General features: G+C 60.3%; 19 protein-coding genes and 1 pseudogene. 11 read left to right on the forward strand and 9 right to left on the reverse strand.

Annotation, left to right across the window (positions count from 1 at the left end; genetic code table 11):
• Positions 1 to 3 precede the first annotated feature (3 nt).
• The 3 genes from ACIPLA_RS05305 to ACIPLA_RS05315 are packed head-to-tail and all read right to left on the reverse strand — an operon-like array spanning position 4 to position 2,734.
• A complete protein-coding gene (locus ACIPLA_RS05305; protein ID WP_123495097.1) occupies positions 4 to 876 on the reverse strand; it encodes a rhomboid family intramembrane serine protease in 873 nt (290 codons plus the stop codon).
• Positions 873 to 1,847, reverse strand: a complete 975-nt coding sequence (locus ACIPLA_RS05310) for a metallophosphoesterase (RefSeq protein ID WP_185022091.1) — start codon at positions 1,845 to 1,847, stop codon at positions 873 to 875. The genes ACIPLA_RS05305 and ACIPLA_RS05310 overlap by 4 nt, the downstream gene beginning before the upstream one ends.
• Entirely contained in the window at positions 1,844 to 2,734 is an 891-nt protein-coding gene (locus ACIPLA_RS05315) for an NAD(+) kinase (RefSeq protein WP_007906781.1), read from the reverse strand. The genes ACIPLA_RS05310 and ACIPLA_RS05315 overlap by 4 nt, the downstream gene beginning before the upstream one ends.
• A 124-nt stretch (positions 2,735 to 2,858) precedes the next feature.
• Here ACIPLA_RS05315 and ACIPLA_RS05320 point away from each other — a divergent pair, with 124 nt between their 5' ends.
• Positions 2,859 to 3,809 carry a DUF1853 family protein gene (locus tag ACIPLA_RS05320; protein ID WP_401172092.1) on the forward strand — a complete coding sequence of 317 codons (951 nt, stop codon included), beginning with the start codon at positions 2,859 to 2,861 and terminating at the stop codon, positions 3,807 to 3,809.
• A gap of 144 nt (positions 3,810 to 3,953) precedes the next feature.
• Here the strand turns inward: ACIPLA_RS05320 and ACIPLA_RS05325 are convergent, their stop codons facing one another.
• Positions 3,954 to 4,514 carry an NADPH-dependent FMN reductase gene (locus ACIPLA_RS05325; RefSeq protein WP_218396251.1) on the reverse strand — a complete coding sequence of 187 codons (561 nt, stop codon included), beginning with the start codon at positions 4,512 to 4,514 and terminating at the stop codon, positions 3,954 to 3,956.
• 184 nt (positions 4,515 to 4,698) lie between these two features.
• Here ACIPLA_RS05325 and ACIPLA_RS05330 point away from each other — a divergent pair, with 184 nt between their 5' ends.
• Together ACIPLA_RS05330 and ACIPLA_RS05335 are read left to right on the forward strand one after the other, a co-directional pair.
• Positions 4,699 to 4,935, forward strand: a complete 237-nt coding sequence (locus ACIPLA_RS05330; RefSeq protein WP_123495100.1) for a hypothetical protein — start codon at positions 4,699 to 4,701, stop codon at positions 4,933 to 4,935.
• Positions 4,936 to 5,023: 88 nt separating this feature from the next.
• Positions 5,024 to 5,917 (forward strand): LysR family transcriptional regulator, encoded by an 894-nt coding sequence (locus ACIPLA_RS05335; protein WP_123495102.1) that lies wholly within the window; start codon positions 5,024 to 5,026, stop codon positions 5,915 to 5,917.
• Here the strand turns inward: ACIPLA_RS05335 and ACIPLA_RS05340 are convergent.
• The 5 genes from ACIPLA_RS05340 to ACIPLA_RS05360 form a co-directional block, all read right to left on the reverse strand.
• Positions 5,883 to 6,497, reverse strand: coding sequence for a GNAT family N-acetyltransferase (locus tag ACIPLA_RS05340; RefSeq protein ID WP_008074397.1), 615 nt, complete (start codon positions 6,495 to 6,497; stop codon positions 5,883 to 5,885). The genes ACIPLA_RS05335 and ACIPLA_RS05340 overlap by 35 nt on opposite strands.
• A 14-nt stretch (positions 6,498 to 6,511) precedes the next feature.
• Positions 6,512 to 8,767, reverse strand: a complete 2,256-nt coding sequence (locus tag ACIPLA_RS05345; RefSeq protein ID WP_218396253.1) for an Orn/Lys/Arg decarboxylase N-terminal domain-containing protein — start codon at positions 8,765 to 8,767, stop codon at positions 6,512 to 6,514.
• Positions 8,768 to 9,061: 294 nt separating this feature from the next.
• Positions 9,062 to 9,820 (reverse strand): DNA polymerase III subunit epsilon, encoded by a 759-nt coding sequence (gene dnaQ / locus ACIPLA_RS05350; protein ID WP_192343676.1) that lies wholly within the window; start codon positions 9,818 to 9,820, stop codon positions 9,062 to 9,064.
• A gap of 291 nt (positions 9,821 to 10,111) precedes the next feature.
• Positions 10,112 to 10,564, reverse strand: a complete 453-nt coding sequence (gene rnhA / locus ACIPLA_RS05355) for a ribonuclease HI (protein WP_003180633.1) — start codon at positions 10,562 to 10,564, stop codon at positions 10,112 to 10,114.
• 92 nt (positions 10,565 to 10,656) lie between these two features.
• Positions 10,657 to 11,415, reverse strand: a complete 759-nt coding sequence (locus ACIPLA_RS05360; protein ID WP_218396259.1) for a class I SAM-dependent methyltransferase — start codon at positions 11,413 to 11,415, stop codon at positions 10,657 to 10,659.
• 65 nt (positions 11,416 to 11,480) lie between these two features.
• Between ACIPLA_RS05360 and gloB the strand changes: the two genes are divergently transcribed.
• From gloB to ACIPLA_RS05400, 8 genes and pseudogenes are all read left to right on the forward strand, one after another.
• Positions 11,481 to 12,248 (forward strand): hydroxyacylglutathione hydrolase, encoded by a 768-nt coding sequence (gene gloB, locus ACIPLA_RS05365; RefSeq protein WP_401172410.1) that lies wholly within the window; start codon positions 11,481 to 11,483, stop codon positions 12,246 to 12,248.
• 99 nt (positions 12,249 to 12,347) lie between these two features.
• On the forward strand, positions 12,348 to 13,802 hold the full coding sequence (locus ACIPLA_RS05370; RefSeq protein ID WP_218396262.1) for a transglycosylase SLT domain-containing protein: 1,455 nt from the start codon (positions 12,348 to 12,350) through the stop codon (positions 13,800 to 13,802).
• A 319-nt stretch (positions 13,803 to 14,121) separates the two neighbouring features.
• Positions 14,122 to 15,954, forward strand: a complete 1,833-nt coding sequence (locus ACIPLA_RS05375) for an extracellular solute-binding protein (protein ID WP_218396265.1) — start codon at positions 14,122 to 14,124, stop codon at positions 15,952 to 15,954.
• Positions 15,951 to 17,792, forward strand: coding sequence for an extracellular solute-binding protein (locus ACIPLA_RS05380; RefSeq protein ID WP_218396268.1), 1,842 nt, complete (start codon positions 15,951 to 15,953; stop codon positions 17,790 to 17,792). The genes ACIPLA_RS05375 and ACIPLA_RS05380 overlap by 4 nt, the downstream gene beginning before the upstream one ends.
• Before the next feature lie 4 nt (positions 17,793 to 17,796).
• Complete coding sequence (locus ACIPLA_RS05385; protein WP_123495110.1) at positions 17,797 to 18,870, forward strand: microcin C ABC transporter permease YejB; 1,074 nt, start codon at positions 17,797 to 17,799, stop codon at positions 18,868 to 18,870.
• Position 18,871: 1 nt separating this feature from the next.
• The gene (locus tag ACIPLA_RS05390) at positions 18,872 to 19,891 is read left to right on the forward strand and encodes an ABC transporter permease (protein WP_008074378.1); all 1,020 of its coding nucleotides are present in this window, start codon (positions 18,872 to 18,874) and stop codon (positions 19,889 to 19,891) included.
• A 1-nt stretch (position 19,892) separates the two neighbouring features.
• Positions 19,893 to 21,503, forward strand: coding sequence for an ABC transporter ATP-binding protein (locus ACIPLA_RS05395; protein WP_218396270.1), 1,611 nt, complete (start codon positions 19,893 to 19,895; stop codon positions 21,501 to 21,503).
• 21 nt (positions 21,504 to 21,524) lie between these two features.
• Positions 21,525 to 21,661: pseudogene (locus tag ACIPLA_RS05400) on the forward strand (SDR family oxidoreductase); the annotation flags it as partial.

Raw genomic sequence — 21,661 nt, forward strand, 5'->3', positions numbered from 1 at the left:
AGCTTATTTGGAAGTCAGTTTACGGCGGTTGTACAAACCGCCCAACAAACCGGTGAAGCATCCGATGAGTAACCCGCTGACGTGGGCCGCGTTGGCAATCTGGCCGAAGCCGATCATCGAGACCAGCCCGGACAGACACAGCAGCAACCACACCAGCATCATCACCAACACCCCTCGGGGCAGGCGATACGCCGGGTTCGGCGACAGAACCTGGAAGATCCAGCAATGCCCGAGCAGACCGTACAGCACACCGGACAACCCGCCAAACAGGCTCGGGCCGCTGAAAAGGTATTGGGTATAGTTGGACACCAGGCTGAACAGCAGCGTCAGGCCGATCAGGTTGATGCTGCCCTGCCGCGACTCGATGCGCCGCCCCAGTTCCCAGTACCACATGCCGTTCATGGCCAGGTGCAGGATGCCGAAGTGGATCAGCATCGGCGTGACCAGACGCCACCACTGCCCCGCCGCCAGGCTGTCGGCCAATGGCGTGAAATGGATGTACTCGCCGACCACACGGAAATCGAGGAAGGTCAGCCAGCGTATCGTCTCGAGGTTATCGCCCAGCAGCGTCACCATGGCGACGATCAGGCTCAGCAACAGCACCAACGCCGTAGCCTTGCTGTAGCGCAACTGCTCGACGAAGCCCGGACGCGGCTGCGTCTGCGCGATCGGGATATCCAGTTGCTGATCGGGGTCACCCGCCGGAAAGCGTTCGTACAATGAGCGCACGTCTTCGCTGATGTTGGCCGGCACCCACAGCACTTGCTCGCCCGCCTCTTCGCTGACCCGGTGGGGCACTTGCATGCGTTGCAGCAGTTTGACGAACCCGCTCAAATCCACCGCCAAAGGCAGGCGTAATACCGCCACCGCCGTCATTGCAGCACCTCCGGCCGCTCGACATCGACCCAGACAAATTTATGCGGGTCGAGACGGGTTTCCTGATCCAGACGATAAGCGACCAGTTTGCCATAGAGCACCGCGCTGTAATCCAGGCACGCCAGGTTCGGGCGGATCGGCGCCGGTTTGCCGCTGCGCCAGTAGTGGCCGACGAACAACAGCGGCTCATCGACGCCGTAGCGCAGCAAGTTGTCTTTTTCGCTGGACGACAGCGGCGTGCGGGCCACTGGCTCAGGCAAGGCGTCGGGCTGGAACACGATATCTCCGTAGGTTTGCGGGTCGTCTTCCCAGAATTTGGTGCGGAAAAACGAGCGCGTCAGGCCGTCGCCGCTGGTCATGGTCAACCCGTGGGGCAAGCGCATGTCGGTGCCGCGCAACAGGCGATCGAACACGGTGCAGGCAAAACTGCCCGGCACCGCGGAGGCCTGGAGGAAATGCTCATCGATGCAGCCGTCGGGGAACAAGCCGCGCAACGGCTCGATCAGGCCGGCGTCCCAACAGGCATGCACCACCCGGAAACGCCCGGCATCGACGAACAGAGGCAATTCATAGAACCATTGCAGAAAGTCATGCCAATCTTCGGGATGATCTTCAAACTGAGTCAGGGTTTCCTTGAGCAGGCGACCGTGGCGTGGCGTATGTTCGCGCACGAACTGCTGGCCGCTGCCCGGTAGCGCCGGCGTGCTCCAGCCGAGGGCGTTGAATTCATGGTTGCCCATGATGCACAGCGCCTGGCCGGCTTCGACCATGTCGTGGACGATGTGCAGCGCCTCGCGAATCCGCGGGCCGCGGTCGATGATGTCGCCCAGGAACACCGCCATGCGCGACGGATGCCGCCAGACGCCAGCCTGTTTGTGGTAACCGAGCCGGTCGAGCAAGTGCTCAAGGGTCAGAGCGCAACCGTGCACGTCACCGATCAGGTCGTAGCTACGCGCGGGATCGAGCATCAGTCGCCTCCACCACCCAACTTGCTGCCCCAGCCGAGCTTGGTCCGGCAGACTTCATAGTAGTTGTGGTCGAGCGGGTGAATCAGCCGCAGCTTCTGCGCTTTCTTGCTGATGGTGATGGTGTCACCGGGCGCGCAGGTGAAGTGATTCTGCCCGTCACAGGAAACTTGCGGGTAAATCTGCATATCTTTGGACACGACGATTTTCAGCTCACTGTTGCCATCGACCACGATCGGTCTACCTGACAAGGTATGGGGGTACATCGGCACAATCACAATAGCGTCAAGCTTGGGATGCATGATCGGGCCGCCCGCCGACAGTGCGTAGGCGGTTGATCCGGTCGGCGTGGCGACGATCAGGCCGTCGGCCTTCTGGCTGCAGACGAACTGGCCGTCGATGTACAACTCGAACTCGATCATCCGCGTCGATTTGCCGGGGTGCAGCACCACGTCGTTCAGCGCATCGCCTTGGCCGATGGCCTCGGCGTGGCGACGGACTTCGGCTTGCAGCAGGAAGCGGTTTTCTACCAGATAGTGGCCGTCGAGCACTTCGGCGACTTTGACTTCGAGCTCATCGGGGCGAATATCGGTCAGGAACCCCAGGCTGCCCCGGTTGATGCCGAGCACCGGAATATTGTGTCGGGCCAGCGCCCGGGCGGCACCCAGCAGGCTGCCGTCACCACCGACCACAATCACCATGTCACAGACTTCACCGAGCATCTTGCGCGACGAAGTTTGCAGGCCATGACCCGGCAGGACTTCGGCGATGGTGTCTTCGAGGATCACGTGCAGGTGACGATCGAGCAGAAACCGTTTCAGTCGGCGGACGGTATCCAGCACCTGAGAACTGCCCAGGCGACCGATGATGCCGATATTACGAAATTGCTCCATGGGGCTCCTATTAGGATGCGGAGGGCCTGCGACGGCGAAAAACACGATTATGGGCGAAAGCGCGGCGTAGACAAAACCCTTTCAGCCACGACGGTGCGCTCGCGTTTCGGGCTATGCTCGCAAGATGATCCTATTTCCAGATTTGCTCCAGTTACCTCACCAGTTGCGCCACCCCGAAGTGCGCGACCTGGCCTGGGTCATCCTCGCGCCGCCGATGCTCAGCGTCACCCCGTGGCCGCAGCGTCATCCGCTGGCGGGCAGCGACTGGGTGCAGGCACCGGAGCGCCTGGAACACTGGCTCCGGCAACTGGATCGCGACAGCTACGACCTGCTGCACTGGCTGGCTCAGGCCAGGACCCGGCGGCTGGGTCTGTACTACGAGCGGCTGTGGCAATACGCCGTGCGACACGCGCCGGGCATCGAACTGATTGCCGCCAACATGCCAATCCGCCGTGAAGGCCACACCTTGGGTGAACTGGATATGCTGCTGCGTGATCGCGATGGCGTGCATCACCTGGAACTGGCGATCAAGCTCTATCTGGGTCCACAGAACGGTGACGGCCACGACACCGCGCAGTGGCTCGGACCGGGTTGTCATGATCGGCTCGACCGTAAACTCAAACACCTGAGCCAGCATCAATTACCGATTTCCGCGCGGGCGGAGAGCCGTGCAGTGCTGGCGTCGCTGGATATCCAGCAGTTCAGTGCGCATCTGTGGCTGGGCGGTTATCTGCTCTATCCGTGGCCGGGACAGTCCGAGTCACCGAGCGGCGCGCACCCTCAACATTTGCGCGGTAGCTGGCTGCATCAGAAGGATTGGGCGGACTTTGTCGTGCAACGCCCGTTCGGCCGCTGGCAACCCCTGCCCCGCCATGCCTGGTTGGCGCCGGCGCACTATCCCGAAGAGCAAACCTGGAATGCTGAACAGCTGAGCGCATGGCTGAGCGATCTGGACCCGCTGGCACCGGCGCAGTTGATGGTGCGGCTGACAGAGAATGGCGAAGGAGATTGGGAAGAAGCCGAGCGGCTGTTTCTGGTGTCCGATCTTTGGCCGAATGTGCCGGGGAATGGTTGAGTCTTGTAGCGTCTGTGTAGGCCTCTTCGCGGGCAAGCCTCGCTCCTACAGATAAGCGTCGTTCACAAATTTTGCAATCCACACAAAACCTGTAGGAGCGAGGCTTGCCCGCGAATGGACCCAACGCGGTCTAGATGGGGACGGTCATTGCTTTTTATGCTGCTCAACCCACAGCGCATACGCATCGATGAATTTCTGCAAGAACGGCCTGACCGACTCCGACAACTTGCCTGCCTCGTCGAATGCTGAACCAGCGCCACCCAGGTAGGCCTCCGGTTGTTGCATGCACGGCACATTGAGAAACACCATGGACTGGCGCACGTTGTGGTTGGCGCCAAATCCGCCGACGGCGCCCGGTGAAGCGCTGATCACCGCACCCGGCTTGCCGTTCCAGGCGCTCTTGCCATAAGGGCGCGACCCCACGTCGATCGCATTCTTCAATGGCGCCGGTACCGAACGGTTATATTCCGGGGTCACGAACAGCACCGCGTCGGATGAACTCACTTGTTGTCGGAAAGTGCTGTAGGCTGCCGGCGGTGATTCGCCATCGATGTCTTCGTTGTAGAGCGGCAAATCGCCGATTTCGACGATGTTCAGCTTCAGATTGGCAGGCGCCAGCTCGGCCAGCGCCAGCGCGACCTTGCGGTTGATCGATGCTTTTCTCAGGCTGCCGACCAGAACGGCGATCTCATAGACGTTGTTCATGGAAGATTCTCGACTGTCCAATGGGAAGAGCTTCTAGTTATAGATGATCAAATGACGATTCAACCAGCGGGCGACGGAAAATCGACGCCCCTGACTATTTTTTTCCTGTAGGAAAACTTACCTCGCCCAACCACGGTCTACAGAACCGCAAATTGAGTGATTTATCTCCAGAGGTTCTAAGCAGATGGCAGCAGTACTCGTCGGTCAGTTCCATGCAAGAGACGCGGAAGGCCGCGTTTATTCCGTGCATGAGTTCCAGGAATCCACCCCGTCGCACGACGGCCTCGCCGGCTCGGTGCCTGTCAGCACCTATAAGCTGGCCATTGGCGACCGGCTCAACAAACTCGACGACAACGAATTTGTGCTGGTGCAATCGGGCGTCACCCTCACTCGCGAACCTGAAACGAACGTGGCCTCATAACTCGCTGTTATGAGCAGAAGTCATATGCGCGCACTTGAGTTAGGATTCAGTGACTGACTCCCTCACCTGCTGAACATGGACTTCACGCATGCGTTTACGTCATATCGAAGTGATCCAGGCGCTCCTGCAGACCGGTCACCTGGGCACCGCCGCCGAATGGCTGCAGCTGCCAGTGGCCGAGGTTGAACGCACTCTGCGGGATGCCGAGGATCAGTTGGGTTTCATGCTGTTTGCCAGCGTGCGTGGTCGTCTGCAAGCCACGCGCGAAGCACGGGAGCTGCAAGTCGAGATCGCCCACGTCTACGAAGCCCTCGAGCCGGTCCAGCGACTGGCCAGCAGCCTCAAGCAATATTTGGCCCCGCCCCTGCGCATCATTTGCACCCCGCCGTTGGCACAACACCTGTTGCCACACAGCATCGCGGCCCTGCGCCGACGCCTCCCCGACGCACCTTGCACCCTCCTGAGCCAGCCGACCGGCGCGATTGTCAGAAGCCTGCTGCTGCGTGAAAGCGACCTGGGCCTGAGCCTGCATGACCCGGACCACGCCGATATCCATTGCCAGGTCATCGCTCAAGGCAAGCTCCAGCTGCTGGCACCCCATGGCTGGCTGCAACCGAAACAGAAGTACATCTCGCTGCAGGACCTGGCTGGCCAGTCGATGGTTGGCCTGGAAGGTCACGATCCGTTAAGCCCGGCACTGGACAACAAGCTGCATGCGCTGCGCCCTGCCCCGGTCATTCAGACACGGGTACAGACTCATCAGATGATGCGCAGCATGGTCGAGGCCGGTGAAGGTCTGGCGATCGTCGACCCATTTACCGCCCTCGGCGCCAAATCGGCCGGGCTCGATGCCTGCCCGCTGGCGCCTGCCGTGCCAATCAGCGTGTATGCCTTGAGCCTGAAGAGCGCCGAGCCCTCTGCGGCCGTTCAAGCGCTGCTGGACATCATCACGGAACAAGCCGTGGCGATGCTGGCGAGCTGAGCGGGTTTTCCAGCGGATTATCGAATAATCGATACCAGAACAACGCCATTTCAGCGGTATTCGGATCGATTCCGCGGTAGCGCAGGTGATCGATTCCGCCGACCACATAGCCACAGCGCTCATAAAGCCGACAGGCGCCCAGGTTGTTGTTCTGGGTTTCCAGCATGATGCCCGGCAGTTTTTTCTTGCGACTCCAGAACTGCGCCACGTCCAGCAACGCCTTGGCCACGCCATGACGGCGCGCCGGCGCATGCACCGCCAATTCATCGATATGGGCGAAGCCGTTCCAGTTGGTGCTGACCACTAAATGCCCCACCGGCTCGTCATCCAGATAGGCCATGAAAATCGCGCTGTCTGCGGCATCGCGAAAACTGCTGAATTCCTCGGGATCAATGCCGTAACACTTGCGATACGGGGTGATTGGCGTCACCGGCCACTGCGCCACCGGCTTACCGATTTGCGCGGCACCATAGGCGGCGACTTCAAAACTGAAATCACTGCCCCAGATATAAGCCGCAAACCCCTCATCGGCGACACGCACCGAGAGGCCTGGGTATTTGGGATTCATGACTGGTTGCATACTCGGAAAGGTCCTCATTCCTTGATGCAATCGACGGTGTAATGCCGTCCATTGCCCTCGTCTTCGTGTTGCAAGCCATGCACATCGGCGACAAATCCGGGAAAGCTGCTGTCGAACGTACGGGCAAACTTCAGGTAATCGATGATCGAACGGGTCGACTCGGTGAACCGCTCGCCGGGCATGATCAACGGGATGCCCGGCGGGTATGGCACCAGCATTACCGCTGCGATCCGCCCGTCCAGAGCATCGATCGAAACAGCCTCAACCTCCCCGCGTACTAATTGATCATAGGCGTCCGCCGGCTTCATCGCGACTTCCGGCAGTACGGTGTACATGCGTTTGAGGTGTTTGGCCGTGGCATTGCTGCGATAACAGGCGTGCAATTGATCACACAGATCGCGCAAACCCATGCCTTGATAACGGGCAATATTGTGTTGTGCCACGCACGGCAGGCAGGTGGCCAGGCTGACATTGGCGTCGTAACTGCGCTTGAACTCCAGCAACTCGGTCAGCAGCGTGCTCCATTTGCCCTTGGTGATGCCCATGGAGAACAGCACCAGGAACGAATACAGCCCGGTCTTTTCCACGACCAGTCCGCGTTCCCAGAGGAATTTGCTGACCACCGCCGCCGGAATACCCCGCGCGCTCAGGGCACCGCCCGCCGTCAAACCCGGCATCACCAGCGTGACCTTGATCGGATCGAGCAGTACGTAATCATCGGTTACGCCGCCAAAGCCATGCCAATCGGCGTCGGGTTGCAGCAACCAGTCTTCGGTGACTACCTGTTCGATACCTTCGGCCGAGGGTGGTTGCCAGATGGAAAACCACCAGTCATCGGCGGCGATGTGCTGACGCAGATTGGCCAGGGCTCGGCGAAAGCTCAGGGCCTCGTCGAACATTTCCTGCAACAGCGAACGGCCAGCCGGCCCTTCCATCATCGCCGACGCCACGTCCAGCGAGGCGATGATGCTGTACTGCGGCGAGGTCGAGATGTGCATCATGAACGCTTCGTTGAAACGGTCGCGGTCGAGCTGCCGCGCACCGCCGTCCTGAACGTGAATCATCGACGCCTGACTGAACGCCGCCAGCAATTTGTGCGTGGAGTGCGTAGTGAACACCAACGGGCTGTCTTCGCTGCGGGAAGTGCCCATGCCGTAACGGCCGGCGAAGAACTCATGAAATGCTGCGTAGGCGTACCAGGCCTCGTCGAAATGCAAGACCTCGACGCTGTTGCCCAGGCTCTGCTTGATCAATTCGGCGTTGTAACAGAGGCCGTCGTAAGTCGAATTGGTCACCACCGCCAACTTGACCTTGGGTTCGCGGCCCTTGGTCAGCGGGCTGGCGTCGATCTTGGCCTGGATCGATTCACGGCTGAACTCACTGAGCGGAATCGGGCCGATGATCCCCAGCTCATTGCGCTCCGGGCACAGGTACAGCGGGATCGCGCCGGTCATGATGATCGAGTGCAACACCGATTTGTGGCAGTTGCGATCCACCAGCACCAGGTCATCGCGGGCCACCATGGAATGCCAGACGATCTTGTTGGCGGTCGAGGTGCCATTGATCACGAAAAAGGTGTGATCGGCGCCGAAATTACGCGCAGCTCTCGCTTCCGCTTCGGCCAGCGGGCCGGTGTGATCGAGCAGCGAACCGAGTTCCGGTACCGACACCGACAAATCCGAACGCAGCGTATTTTCCCCGAAAAACTGATGAAACGCCTGCCCAACCGGGCTCTTGTGATACGCCACGCCGCCGCCATGGCCGGGGGTATGCCAAGAATAATTGGAATCGGCCGTGTGCTGCACCAGCGCCTTGAAGAACGGCGGCAACAGACCGTCCAGATATTTGCGCGCCGCGCGGGCAACCTGACGGGCGAGGAAGGGCACGGTGTCTTCGAACAAATAAAGAATGCCGCGCAGTTGATTGAGCTCGGCCATGGCGTCAGCCGGGGCATTTTCCAAGGTCACCTGTTCGCCCAAGGCAAAGATCGGCAGGTCCGGCGCCCGAACCCGTGCCAGGCGGATCAGCTCCGCCATGTTATGCAGAAGATGAGCATTGGTGCTGGCGTCTTCGGCGGCAATCAACATGCAAGAGAGGCCGTGATGAGTCGAGGCAACCAGACGCCCTTCGTTGTAATCGACCGCCGAGACGATGCTGAAGCCTTCCTGCTCAAGCTCCCGGGCGATGCCACGCACACGATCACCGGCAACGGTGTCGGCCTTGATGTCGCGGTGGACGATCAGGACCGGGAATTTCAAATCTTTATACATGGGGCTCGGTGTCCTGAGGCGGCAGACCGTGGCCTGCCAATAACCTCAGGGTAGAGGGTTGGAGCGCATGTGGCGAGGGGGATGCCCTGAAGTGGGTCGGCGGGTGCACCAGCAAGTGGCCAGCAAACCCATTGTTCAGAAAGTTTACCTGTGGCGAGGGAGCTTGCTCCCGTTGGGCTGCGAAGCGGCCCCCTGCACTCGCTCAGATACACCGTATTGGCAGGATTTGCGACTGCTGCGCAGCCGAGCGGGAGCAAGCTCCCTCGCCACAAAAGCCCTTCCGCTCGAAGGGGCTCAGGCCTGAGCCTTGGCCTCGGCCAATTGCTGCCACAACGACGGAGCGCCGGCGGATTTGGCGATGGCTTCAAGGCGCGCAATGTGCTGGGCCAGATCTTCTTCACTCGCGCGAATGATCCGGATCGGCTGACGATCGGCCGGCAGACGACGGATTTCGGTGGCGGAGTTATCCGCGCCCTCACCTGAACCATTGCCATCGGACGCGTTGCCGGCCAGCGACAGGCTGGTCTGGCCGCCGGTCATGGTCAGGTAAACGTCGGCGAGAATCTCGGAGTCGAGCAAGGCGCCGTGCAGCTCACGGCCAGAGTTGTCAACGCCATAGCGTTTGCACAAGGCGTCGAGGCTGTTGCGCTGCCCCGGGTGACGTTCCCGGGCCATCATCAGGGTGTCGAGGATCGAGCAGTGTTGCGTGATGTCCGCGCGGTCGTGCTGGCCCATCAGGGCGAATTCGTTGTTGATGAAGCCAACGTCGAACGCCGCGTTATGGATGATCAGCTGTGCGCCCTTGATGAACTCGAAGAACTCATCGGCCACTTCAGTGAAACGCGGCTTGCCCACCAGGAATTCGTTCGTGATGCCGTGGACGCCGATGGCGCCTTCGTCACTCTCGCGATCCGGTTGCAGGTAAACGTGGAAATGCCGGCCGGTCAGGCGCCGACCGATCAACTCGACACAACCGATTTCGATAATCCGGTGGCCGTCGGTCACCGGCATGCCGGTGGTTTCGGTATCGAGTACAACGGATCTGGTGGCCATCAGTGCTCAGCTCTCAACGGGTCAATCGTGCAAAAGCGGCGATGTTAACACGCTCGCGAGATCGTCAACGACCGGTATTCAGACCAGCAACTGGCCGCCGCGATTTTGATGCTGTGATTTCTTGAGGAGCCGGGTTTGCCCGCGATGCGCCCTGGCAGGAACACCGAGTCGTGGCCTTCGCGAGCAAGCCCGCTCCCACATTTGATCGCATTCCCCTGAGAGAACTCGGTCGAATGTGGGAGCGGGCTTGCTCGCGAAGAACGATGACGCGGTGCATCGGTAGAACCGAAATCAGGCCTGCTTGTACCCACGCACTTCATCAACGCCACGGTTGGCCAGTTGGTCGGCCCGCTCGTTGCCGTGATGGCCGATGTGCCCGCGCACCCATTTCCAGGTGACGTTGTGGCGGTTGACCTGCTCGTCGAGCAGTTTCCACAGATCGGCGTTTTTCACCGGCTCCTTGGCCGCGGTTTTCCAGCCGCGTTTCTTCCAGTTGGCCATCCACTCGTTGATGCCTTTCATCACGTACTGGGAGTCGGTCACCAGCAGTACGTCGCAGGAGCGCTTGAGCTCTTCCAGGCCACGGATCGCGCCCATCAACTCCATGCGGTTGTTGGTGGTGTTGGCTTCGCCGCCCCAGAGTTCTTTTTCAACGCCCTTGCACACCAGCAATGCACCCCAGCCGCCCGGGCCAGGGTTGCCCTTACAGGCGCCATCGGTGAAGAGTTCTACGCTATCGCTCATGCCAATCTATCCAGAAAATGCGGTGGCTCGCCGATTGGTGACCGACGATGCCCGAGGCCGGGGCGAACCCGGCCGGGAAAATAAAATGTGTATTACGGTTCGAGGTGACGACGGTTGACCTTGGCCATCGGCAAGGGAATCAGTTTGCCCATCGGTTCGCGCCGTTCCTGACGCACCGGCCGCAGGCCCACAACAATCTTGCGCGCGACCAATAAATAGAAGCCACCACCCGACAACTGCCAGTCACCGGCCTTGCGCTCCCAACCGGCCAGACGGGCTTGCCAGGCAGGCGACGCAAGCGGCGGACGATAGCACCCGAAGCGGCGTTTCTCCAGCGCGAAGCCGAGCAGATTCAGCCAGTCGCCAACCCGCGATGGCGAAATGCAACGGGCCTTGCGCAAGGCGTCATGGGCGAACACACGACGCAGGCCCCAGCTGCTCCAGGGGTTGATCCCGACAATCAGCAGATGCCCGCCAGGCCGAACGCTGCTCGCCGCTTCGCGCAGCAAACCGTGGGGCGACAGGCAAAAATCCAGCCCGTGCTGCAACACCACCACATCGGCGGCGTGCTCGCTCAAAGGCCAGGCCTGCTCTTCGCAGACGATCTCCACACCCGGCAACGGCGCGCCGAGCCGCACATTGCGCTGGACCTGCGGCGCCGACGGCGGCGTCTGCGCCGAAGGGCCGTAATGCACCAGGTAGCCGCCGAAAAAGCGCCCCAACTCGTCTTCGAGCATGCGTCGTTCTTCGTCCAGCAGAAATTGCCCGATGGGGCCGGACAGCCATTCACGGGCCGCGCTGATCAATGTCAGCCACTCAGGATCGGCCTGAGCGAACGCTTTATCGGTCATTGCATTCTCCAACGCGCCAGGAAGTTCTAAGATGCGCCAATGTTTTCCGCTTGGCGAATCCGACGATGATACAGATCAGTGCCCTGCCCGCCTTCACCGACAACTACATCTGGTTGTTACAAGACCACAGCACCCAGCGCTGCGCCGTGGTCGATCCGGGCGATGCCGCGCCAGTACAAGCCTGGCTCGCGGCGCACACGGGTTGGGTGTTAAGCGATATTTTGATCACTCATCACCATCATGACCATGTCGGCGGCGTCGAGCGGCTGAAAAAAGCGACAGACGCGACAGTCTACGGCCCGGCCAGCGAAAGCATCCCGGCGCGGGACGTGGCGCTCAAGGACAATGACCGCATCAGCGTGCTGGGCTGGGACTTCGATGTTATCCAGGTGCCGGGCCATACCCTCGGGCACATCGCCTTTTATCATCAGGGCCATTTGTTTTGCGGTGACACCCTGTTCGCCGCCGGTTGCGGGCGCCTGTTCGAAGGCACGCCGGAGCAAATGCATCACTCGCTGAGCCGCCTCGCGGCGCTGCCCGAAGACACGCTGATCTACTGCACTCACGAGTACACCCTGAGCAATCTGAAGTTTGCCGCTGCGGTCGAACCGCTCAATCCGGACACTGCCGCACGTCTGGAAAAAGTCACCGCACAACGTGAAGCCGGAATCATGACGCTGCCCTCTACTCTGGCGCTTGAAAAGCGTACCAACCCGTTTTTGCGTGTTGACGAAACATCCGTTAAAGAAAAAGTGGACGAACGGAATGGAACCCAAAACCGGGCTCCGAGTGCGGTTTTTGCTGCTCTACGCGCTTGGAAAGATAAGTTCTAAGTAGCCATCACGTTGGTACAAAAATTCTGAATGGTTGACCGCAGGGGGTGCGCTTTCTAGAATCGCCCGACATTTTTGCCCGGAACTTACTTCCAGCCAATGTCGTCACCTATTCGTAAAGCCATCAATTCAGACGCATTGACCCGCTTGGCTCAAGCCATCGCGGTGGCTGTGTCCGCCACTCTGGCGGGCTGTTCCAGCCATGTGCCGCAGACCGAAGCGACACACACTCCGAACATCGCCGCTCGAGCCAAGCAAAAACCTGTCTGGCTCAGCGAAAAACCAACACCGCAAATTCCACAGGACGTCTGGGAGCGCATGCGCCAGGGCTTCCAGTTGCAGGACAACCTGGGCGTCAACCCGCGCATCGAGCAACAGCGCCTGTGGTTCGCCAGTAATCCGTCCTTCCTCGAAAACGCCGGCGAACGCGGCAGCCTCTACATTCACTACATCGTCGAACGCCTTGAAGAACGCAACATGCCGCTGGAACTGGCGCTATTGCCGGTGATTGAAAGCGCCTACAACCCGATGGCCTATTCCCGGGCCGATGCGGTTGGCTTGTGGCAATTCATCCCTTCCACCGGGCGTTATTTCAACCTGCGTCAAACCCGTTTCTATGATGGCCGTCGCGATATCACCGCCTCGACCACCGCGGCCATGGATTACCTGACCCGCCTGCACGACATGTTCAACGGCGACTGGCTGCTGGCCCTGGCGGCGTACAACGCCGGCGAAGGCACGGTCAGCCGGGCCATCGAGCGCAACGAACGACTCGGCCTGCCGACCGACTACTGGAACCTGCCGCTACCAGCGGAAACCCAGGCCTATGTGCCGAAGCTGCTGGCCCTGTCGCAAGTGGTCCTGGCGCCCGACGCCTATGGCGTGAACCTCAACCCGATCGCCAATGAACCGTACTTCCAGGTCGTCGAAATCAACCAGCGCATGGACCTGTCCAAGGTTGCCGCCGTCGCCAATATCGACGAAGACGAACTGTTCCAGCTCAACCCGGCCTTCAAGCAGCGCACCACCATCGACGGCCCCCAGCATCTGCTGGTGCCAACGTCCAAGGCGCAACTGCTGACCGCCAGCCTGTCGACCATGCGTCCTGACGAGCTGATCAGCCAGCGATCCCTCAAGCCGGTGTTCGAAGGGGCAGACGACAGCGAAATCGCCAGCCTCAAGCGCGCCTATCGGGTCAAACGCGGCGACAATCTGGGCACCATCGCCAAGGCCAACAAGGTCGAGGTCAAAGACCTGCAACGCTGGAACAAGCTGAACGGCAAAGACCTCAAGGTCGGCCAGACCCTGGTGATGCAGGACACCGCCAAGCGCAAATCCGGGCGCGTCAACACTGTGGTCGCGGCGAACAGCAAGACCAACGGCAAGGTTACAAACAAAACGCAACAGACCCAATACAAGGTCAAGCAAGGCGACTCGCTGTACATGGTCGCCAAACGCTTCAACGTTGAAATGCAGCACCTCAAGCGCTGGAACCCTCGGGTTGGCCAGGCGCTGAAACCGGGGCAGATGCTGACGGTTGCTTCGCCGCATTAAGATTGATGTGATGCCGAAAAGATCGCAGCCCTGTAGCAGCTGCCGAGCTCGCGAGGCTGCGTTCGGCTGCGCAGCAGTCGTGAGTCCGGCTAGTGCGGTCTGCCTGACACACTGCAATCACTGGTTTGACGACTGCTTCGCAGCCGAACGCAGCCTCGCAGGCTCGACAGCTGCTACGGCCGAACGCAGGCTTCGCCAGCTGCTACAAGTCATTCACCTGCGCAATTAACAACGCATTAACCCCCCGTCTTTTTCCTGTCGATACAAGCTGTTACTGTACGGCCCACAAAGCCCAAGCCGCCTGGATCGGATCTCTGACTTGAAGCGTCCCCTCCTCCTGCTCCTGATCAGCCTGGCCTTGAGCTCCCCCGCAAGCGCGACGATCAGCGAAAGCCATGGTTATGCGCAGTTCGGCACGCTCAAGTACCCGGCCAGATTTACCCACTTCGACTGGGTCAACCCGCAAGCGCCCAAGGGCGGTACGTTGCGGGTGATGGCGTTTGGCACCTTCGATACGCTCAACCCATACACCTTCAAGGGTTCGAGCCCGGTTTCCACCGCCAACTTCCTGCAATACGGCATCAACGAACTCAATGAACCGTTGATGGTCGGCACCGGCCAATACGCGCCGTCCGGCGATGAGCCGACCTCCAGTTATGGCCTGATTGCCCAATCGGTGGAATACAGCGAGGACCGCAGCTGGGTGGTGTTCAACCTGCGCCCCGAAGCGCGTTTCCATGATGGCACGCCGATCACCGCTTACGATGTGGCGTTCTCTTACCGTTTACTGCTCAAGGAAGGTCACCCGCAATACCGCACCAACCTTCAGGAAGTGTCGCGGGTGGATATTCTCAACCCACGGCGCATCCGTTTCGTCTTCAAACGCTCCGGTAATCCGCTGCTGATCCTGCGTCTGGGCGAGTTGCCGGTGTTGCCCCAGCATTACTGGGAAGGTCGCGATTTCAAGGCCACCACGTTCGAGCCGCCATTGGGCAGCGGGCCGTATCGCATCACCTCGGTAACGCCCGGGCGGCAGATCGTCTTCGAACGGGTCAAGGATTACTGGGGCAAAGACCTGCCCGTCAATCGCGGCAAGTACAACGTCGATCGCATGGAAGTCGAGTTCTACCGTGACAGCGACGTGGCCTTCGAAGCGTTCAAGGCCGGTGAGTTCGACATCTACATCGAACACCAGGCGAAGAACTGGGCCAACGGTTACAACTTCCCGGCCGTGCGCCGTGGCGATGTGATCAAGGCGCAAATCGCGCACCAGATCCCGACCCAGAGCCAGGGTCTGTTCATGAACAGCCGGCGGCCAACCTTCGCCGAGGCCAAGGTCCGCGAAGCGCTGGGGCTGATGTTCGACTTCGAATGGACCAACCGCACGCTGTTCAGTGGCGCCTACAAACGCGCCATGAGTTATTACCCCAACAGCGAGTTCTCCGCGACCGGGCTACCGGTCGGTCATGAGTGGCTGCTGCTCAAGCCCTATCGCGATCAGTTGCCCTCCAAGCTGCTCACCGAGCCGTTCAGCCTGCCGCAGACCGAAGGCCGCGGCATTCCGCGGGAAACCATGCGCAAGGCCCTGGAGCTGCTCGCCGAGGCCGGCTGGAAGCTCAACGGTCAACGGCTACAGAACACCATTGGCCAACCGTTGCGTTTCGAGATCCTGCTGGTCAACCCGAACCTGGAACGCATCCTTCAGCCCTACGTCGAAAATCTCGCCAGCATCGGCATTGACGCACGGCTGCGCACGGTCGATCGCGCCCAGTACAAACAGCGCCTCGATCAGTTCGATTTCGACATGATCCTGATGACCCTCAACCAGACCCTCAGCCCGGGCCTGGAACAATGGCAGTACTTCCACTCCAGCCAGGTCGGGGTCAAGGGCAGCAAGAATTACGCAGGTATCGCCAACCCGGTGGTCGACCATTTGCTTGAACAACTGCTCGCCGCCCAGACCCGTGATGCACAAGTCGCCGCCGGCAAGGCGCTCGACCGGGTGCTGCTGTGGCAGCACTACATCATTCCCAACTGGTACCTCAATTATCACCGCCTGGCCTACCGCAACCGGTTCGCCTTCGTCACCACGCCGCCCTACACCCTGGGCCTGAGCGCGTGGTGGCTGAAATCTTCGGAGAAAGATCGATGAAACCCGTACGCGCCCTGCTCTTGCAGGCCAGCGGTCTGTTGTTCGCCGGGCTGGCCTGCGCCGCCCCGCAACATGCCCTGACCCTGTACAACGAGCCGCCGAAATACCCGGCCGATTTCAAACATTTCGATTACGTGAACCCCGACGCGCCCAAGGGCGGGATCTTTCGCCAGGCTGGGTTCGGTGGCTTCGACAGCCTCAACCCGTTCATCAACAAAGGCGTGCCGGCCGACGACATCAGCATGATCTATGACACCCTGGCCAAACAGGGTCTGGATGAGCCGTTTACCGAATACGGCCTGATCGCCGGCAAAATCGAAAAAGCCCCGGACAACAGTTGGGTGCGCTTCTACCTGCGTCCCGAAGCACGCTTCCACGACGGCCATCCGGTACGTGCCGAAGACGTGGTGTTCAGCTTCCAGACCCTGATCAAGGACGGCGCCCCGCTTTTCCGCGGCTATTACAGCGACGTGGAGGACGTGGTCGCCGAAGACCCGCTCAAAGTGCTGTTTAAGTTCAAGCACAACAACAACCGCGAATTGCCGCTGATCCTCGGCCAATTGCCGGTGCTGCCCAAGCATTGGTGGGCCACCCGCGATTTCAACAAGGGCAACCTGGAACTGCCGCTGGGCAGCGGCCCGTACAAGGTCAGCGAAGTGAAGGCCGGACGTTCGGTGCGCTATGAGCGGGTCAAGGATTACTGGGGCAAGGACCTGCCGGTCAATCGCGGCTTCTACAACTTCGACGTGATGACCACTGACTACTACCGCGACAACACCGTCGCGCTGGAAGCGCTCAAGGCCGGTCAGTTCGACTTCTGGCTGGAATCGGCCGCGAAAAACTGGGCCAAGGCCTACAATATTCCGGCGGTGGCCGAAGGTCGGCTGATCAAGGAAGAAATCCCCAACGGCAACCCCACCGGCATGCAAGGCTTCGTGTTCAACCTGCGCCGCCCGGTGTTTCAGGATGTGCGTGTGCGTCAGGCACTGACCCTGTTGCTGGACTTCGAATGGACCAACAAGCAACTGTTCAACGGTGCTTACGCGCGCACCCGCAGTTACTTCGAAAACTCGGAAATGGCCGCCACCGGCCTGCCGGACACCGACCAGCTTGAAATTTTGAATCCGTTCCGCGGCAAGATTCCCGAGCAAGTGTTCAGCGAGGCGTTCCAGAACCCGGTGACCGACGCCAGCGGCATGATCCGCACCCAGCAGCGCAAGGCCTATCAACTGCTGCAAGAGGCCGGCTGGCGAATCGTCGACGACAAAATGGTCGACGCCACCGGCAAACCGGTGACCATCGAATTCCTGCTGGCCCAGACCGACTTCGAGCGGGTGTTGCTGCCGTTCAAGCGCAACCTCAGCGACCTGGGCATCGATCTGGTGATTCGCCGGGTCGACGTCTCGCAATACATCAACCGCGTGCGCTCCCGGGACTTCGACATGATCGTCGGCAGCTTCCCGCAATCCAATTCGCCGGGTAACGAACAGCGCGAGTTCTGGATGACCGCCGCCGCCGACAAACCCGGCAGCCGCAACTCCATGGGCCTGAAAGACCCGGTGGTGGATCAACTGGTCGAGCAACTGATCAACGCCGATTCGCGACAAAGCCTGGTGGCCCACGCCCGGGCGCTGGACCGGGTGCTGCAATGGGGCTATTACGTGATCCCCAACTGGCACATCAAGACCTGGCGTGTGGCGTACTGGAACCACATCGGCCACCCGAAGGTTTCGCCCAAATATGACATCGGCATCAATACCTGGTGGGTCAAGCCCAACGCGACATTGCCGATAGAAGTCGAAACCAAACTGCAAGCCGACCCTGCGGGCACGGAGTAATCAGATGCTGGCGTATATTTTTCGGCGACTGCTGCTGATCATCCCGACCCTGCTCGGCATTTTGCTGATCAACTTCGTGATCATCCAGGCCGCCCCCGGCGGGCCGGTGGAACAGATGATCGCCAAGCTCGAAGGCTTCGAAGGCGCCACCAGCCGCATTGCCGGCGGCGGTGCCGAGGTGTCGGTGGCCGGCTCGGCCTATCGTGGGGCGCAAGGCCTGGACCCGGCGCTGGTCAAGGAAATCGAGCACATGTACGGCTTCGATAAATCGGCGCCGGAGCGTTTGTGGATCATGATCAAGAACTACGCCACCCTGGATTTCGGTGACAGCTTCTTCCGTGACGCCAAGGTCATCGACCTGATCAAGGAAAAGATGCCGGTGTCGATCTCCCTTGGGCTGTGGAGCACGCTGATCATGTACCTGGTGTCGATCCCGCTGGGGATCGCCAAGGCGACGCGACACGGCAGCCACTTCGACGTCTGGACCAGTTCGGCGATCATCGTCGGCTACGCGATCCCGGCGTTCCTGTTTGCCATCTTGCTGATTGTGGTGTTCGCCGGCGGCAGCTATTTCGACTGGTTTCCGTTGCGGGGCCTGACCTCGAACAACTTCGACGAGCTGAGCACTGGCGGCAAGATCCTCGATTACTTCTGGCACCTGGCACTGCCGGTGACCGCCTTGGTGATCGGCAACTTCGCAACCATGACCTTGCTGACCAAGAACAGCTTCCTCGATGAAATCAACAAGCAGTACGTAGTCACCGCCAAGGCCAAGGGCCTGACCCGCCACCGCGTGTTGTACGGCCATGTGTTCCGCAACGCCATGCTACTGGTGATCGCCGGTTTCCCCTCGGCGTTCATCGGGATCTTCTTCACCGGCTCATTGCTGGTGGAAGTGATCTTCTCCCTCGACGGCATGGGACTGATGAGTTTCGAGGCGGCGATCAACCGCGATTACCCGGTGGTCTTCGGCACGCTGTTTATCTTCACCCTGCTGGGGCTGGTGGTGAAATTGATCGGTGACCTCACTTACACCTTTGTCGATCCGCGCATCGACTTCGAAAGCCGGGAGCATTGAGATGAACCTGTCCCCTCTCAATCGCCGACGTTTCGAGCTGTTCAAGGCCAACAAGCGTGGCTGGTGGTCGTTGTGGCTGTTCCTGATTCTGTTCGGCGCAAGCCTTGGTGCCGAGTTGATCGCCAACGACAAACCGCTGGTGGTGCACTACGACAACGCCTGGTACTTCCCGGCCCTCAAGCGCTACCCGGAAACCGCGTTCGGCGGCGAATTCCCGCTGGAAGCCAACTACAAGAGCCCGTACATCCGCGAACTGCTCAAGGCCAAGGACGCCTGGGTGTTGTGGGCGCCGATCCCCTACAGCTACCAGAGCATCAACTACGACCTGAAAGTCCCGGCCCCCGCGCCGCCTTCGGCCGATAACCTGCTGGGCACCGACGATCAGGGCCGCGATGTGCTGGCCCGGGTTATTTATGGCTTCCGGATTTCGGTGCTGTTCGCTTTGACGCTGACCATTCTCAGCTCGATCATCGGCGTGATCGCCGGGGCCTTGCAGGGTTTTTATGGCGGCTGGGTCGACCTGGCCGGGCAGCGTTTTCTGGAGATCTGGTCCGGGTTGCCGGTGCTGTACCTGCTGATCATTCTGGCCAGTTTCGTGCAACCAAATTTCTGGTGGCTGCTGGGGATCATGCTGCTGTTCTCGTGGATGAGCCTGGTGGATGTGGTGCGCGCCGAATTCCTGCGCGGCCGGAATCTGGAATACGTGCGCGCGGCGCGGGCGCTGGGCATGCAGAATGGTGCGATCATGTTCCGCCACATCCTGCCCAACGCCATGGTCTCGACCATGACCTTCATGCCGTTCATCCTGACCGGCGCCATCGGCACGCTCACCGCCCTGGACTTCCTCGGCTTCGGCCTGCCGCCGGGCGCGCCGTCCCTGGGTGAACTGGTGGCCCAGGGCAAATCCAACCTGCAAGCGCCGTGGCTGGGTATGAGTGCGTTTGCGGTGCTGGCGTTGATGTTGAGTCTGCTGGTGTTCATCGGCGAGTCCGCTCGCGATGCCTTCGACCCGAGGAAGTGAAATGAATCAGGACAATCTGATCGAAGTGCGCGACCTGGCCGTCGAGTTTGTCGTCGGTGAGCGCGTGCAGCGGGTGGTCGAGGGCGTCAGCTTCGACATCAAGCGCGGCGAAACCCTGGCGCTGGTGGGCGAAAGCGGCTCCGGCAAATCGGTGACCGCCCACTCGATCCTGCGGCTGCTGCCCTACCCGCTGGCCCGGCATCCGTCCGGAACTATCACTTATTCCGACCGGAATCTGCTGGACCTGAAAGAGAAAACCATCCGCCACATCCGCGGCAACCGGATTGCGATGATCTTTCAAGAGCCGATGACCTCGCTCAACCCTCTGCATTCGATCGAAAAACAGATCAACGAAATCCTGGGTATCCATAAAGGCCTGACCGGCAAAGTCGCGACCAAGCGCACGCTGGAACTGCTGGAAATGGTCGGCATCCCCGAACCGCAGAAGCGTCTCAAGGCCCTGCCCCACGAATTGTCCGGCGGCCAGCGCCAACGGGTAATGATCGCGATGGCCCTGGCCAATGAGCCGGAATTGCTGATCGCAGACGAACCGACCACGGCCCTGGACGTGACCGTTCAACTGAAAATCCTCGAACTGCTCAAGGAATTACAGGCCCGTCTGGGCATGGCGTTGTTACTGATCAGTCACGATTTGAACCTTGTACGAAGAATTGCGCATCGGGTATGTGTCATGCAGCGCGGTTGCATCGTCGAACAGGCATCGTGCGAAGAATTGTTCCGCGCGCCGCAGCATCCGTACACGCGGGAACTGCTGGCAGCGGAGCCCAGCGGCAAGCCGGCGACCAATCTGATTGGCCCGCCGTTGCTGCAGGTCGAGGACCTGAAAGTCTGGTTCCCGATCAAGAAAGGCTTTCTGAAAAAGACCGTGGACCATATCAAAGCGGTCGACGGCATCAATTTCAGCCTGCCCCAGGGCCAGACCCTGGGGATTGTGGGAGAAAGCGGTTCCGGCAAGTCGACGCTCGGCCTGGCGATTTTGCGGCTGATCGGTAGCAAAGGCGTCATACGTTTTGAAGGCAAGCAGCTAGACTGCCTGACGCAGAGCGAAGTTCGGCCGCTGCGCCGGGAAATGCAGGTGGTGTTCCAGGACCCGTTCGGCAGCCTGAGCCCACGGATGTGCGTGAGCCAGATCGTCGGCGAAGGCCTGCGGATCCACAAGATGGGCACCGAGGCAGAACAGGAACAAGCGATTATTGCGGCACTCAAGGAGGTAGGTCTGGACCCGGAAACCCGGCACCGCTACCCCCACGAATTTTCCGGTGGGCAACGGCAAAGAATCGCCATTGCCCGGGCATTAGTGCTAAAACCGGCGTTGATTCTGCTGGACGAGCCGACTTCGGCCCTCGACCGCACCGTGCAACGCCAAGTGGTGGAGCTGCTACGTTCACTGCAAACCAAGTACAACCTGACGTATTTGTTTATCAGCCATGACCTGGCTGTCGTCAAAGCGCTGAGCCACCAGCTGATGGTGGTCAAGCATGGCCAAGTGGTCGAACAGGGAGACGCGCAAAGTATCTTTGCCGCCCCCCAACATCCGTATACACAGCAGTTGCTGGAAGCCGCTTTTCTGGCACCAGCCACTGCGCAATAAACCTGAAAAGAGGAGCAACACATGGGTTTTCTCGCCGGTAAGCGCGTACTGATCGTCGGTGTCGCCAGCAAGCTGTCCATCGCATCCGGCATCGCTGCCGCCATGCATCGCGAGGGCGCTGAGCTTGCCTTGACTGATCATAAAGACAAACTCAAGGG

This window comes from Pseudomonas sp. NPDC086112 (assembly GCF_044746425.1).
GTDB lineage: Bacteria > Pseudomonadota > Gammaproteobacteria > Pseudomonadales > Pseudomonadaceae > Aquipseudomonas.

Excerpts from the sequence above, each read along its gene's own strand:
- ACIPLA_RS05390 (WP_008074378.1), top strand. The coding sequence starts at position 18,872 with ATGAACCTGTCCCCTCTCAATCGCCGACGTTTCGAGCTGTTCAAGGCC.
- ACIPLA_RS05345 (WP_218396253.1), bottom strand. The coding sequence starts at position 8,767 with ATGTATAAAGATTTGAAATTCCCGGTCCTGATCGTCCACCGCGACATC.
- ACIPLA_RS05395 (WP_218396270.1), top strand. The coding sequence starts at position 19,893 with ATGAATCAGGACAATCTGATCGAAGTGCGCGACCTGGCCGTCGAGTTT.
- dnaQ (WP_192343676.1), bottom strand. The coding sequence starts at position 9,820 with ATGGCCACCAGATCCGTTGTACTCGATACCGAAACCACCGGCATGCCG.
- ACIPLA_RS05325 (WP_218396251.1), bottom strand. The coding sequence starts at position 4,514 with ATGAACAACGTCTATGAGATCGCCGTTCTGGTCGGCAGCCTGAGAAAA.
- ACIPLA_RS05305 (WP_123495097.1), bottom strand. The coding sequence starts at position 876 with ATGACGGCGGTGGCGGTATTACGCCTGCCTTTGGCGGTGGATTTGAGC.
- ACIPLA_RS05385 (WP_123495110.1), top strand. The coding sequence starts at position 17,797 with ATGCTGGCGTATATTTTTCGGCGACTGCTGCTGATCATCCCGACCCTG.
- ACIPLA_RS05330 (WP_123495100.1), top strand. The coding sequence starts at position 4,699 with ATGGCAGCAGTACTCGTCGGTCAGTTCCATGCAAGAGACGCGGAAGGC.
- rnhA (WP_003180633.1), bottom strand. The coding sequence starts at position 10,564 with ATGAGCGATAGCGTAGAACTCTTCACCGATGGCGCCTGTAAGGGCAAC.
- ACIPLA_RS05335 (WP_123495102.1), top strand. The coding sequence starts at position 5,024 with ATGCGTTTACGTCATATCGAAGTGATCCAGGCGCTCCTGCAGACCGGT.
- gloB (WP_401172410.1), top strand. The coding sequence starts at position 11,481 with ATGATACAGATCAGTGCCCTGCCCGCCTTCACCGACAACTACATCTGG.
- ACIPLA_RS05380 (WP_218396268.1), top strand. The coding sequence starts at position 15,951 with ATGAAACCCGTACGCGCCCTGCTCTTGCAGGCCAGCGGTCTGTTGTTC.
- ACIPLA_RS05315 (WP_007906781.1), bottom strand. The coding sequence starts at position 2,734 with ATGGAGCAATTTCGTAATATCGGCATCATCGGTCGCCTGGGCAGTTCT.
- ACIPLA_RS05370 (WP_218396262.1), top strand. The coding sequence starts at position 12,348 with ATGTCGTCACCTATTCGTAAAGCCATCAATTCAGACGCATTGACCCGC.
- ACIPLA_RS05340 (WP_008074397.1), bottom strand. The coding sequence starts at position 6,497 with ATGCAACCAGTCATGAATCCCAAATACCCAGGCCTCTCGGTGCGTGTC.
- ACIPLA_RS05320 (WP_401172092.1), top strand. The coding sequence starts at position 2,859 with ATGATCCTATTTCCAGATTTGCTCCAGTTACCTCACCAGTTGCGCCAC.
- ACIPLA_RS05360 (WP_218396259.1), bottom strand. The coding sequence starts at position 11,415 with ATGACCGATAAAGCGTTCGCTCAGGCCGATCCTGAGTGGCTGACATTG.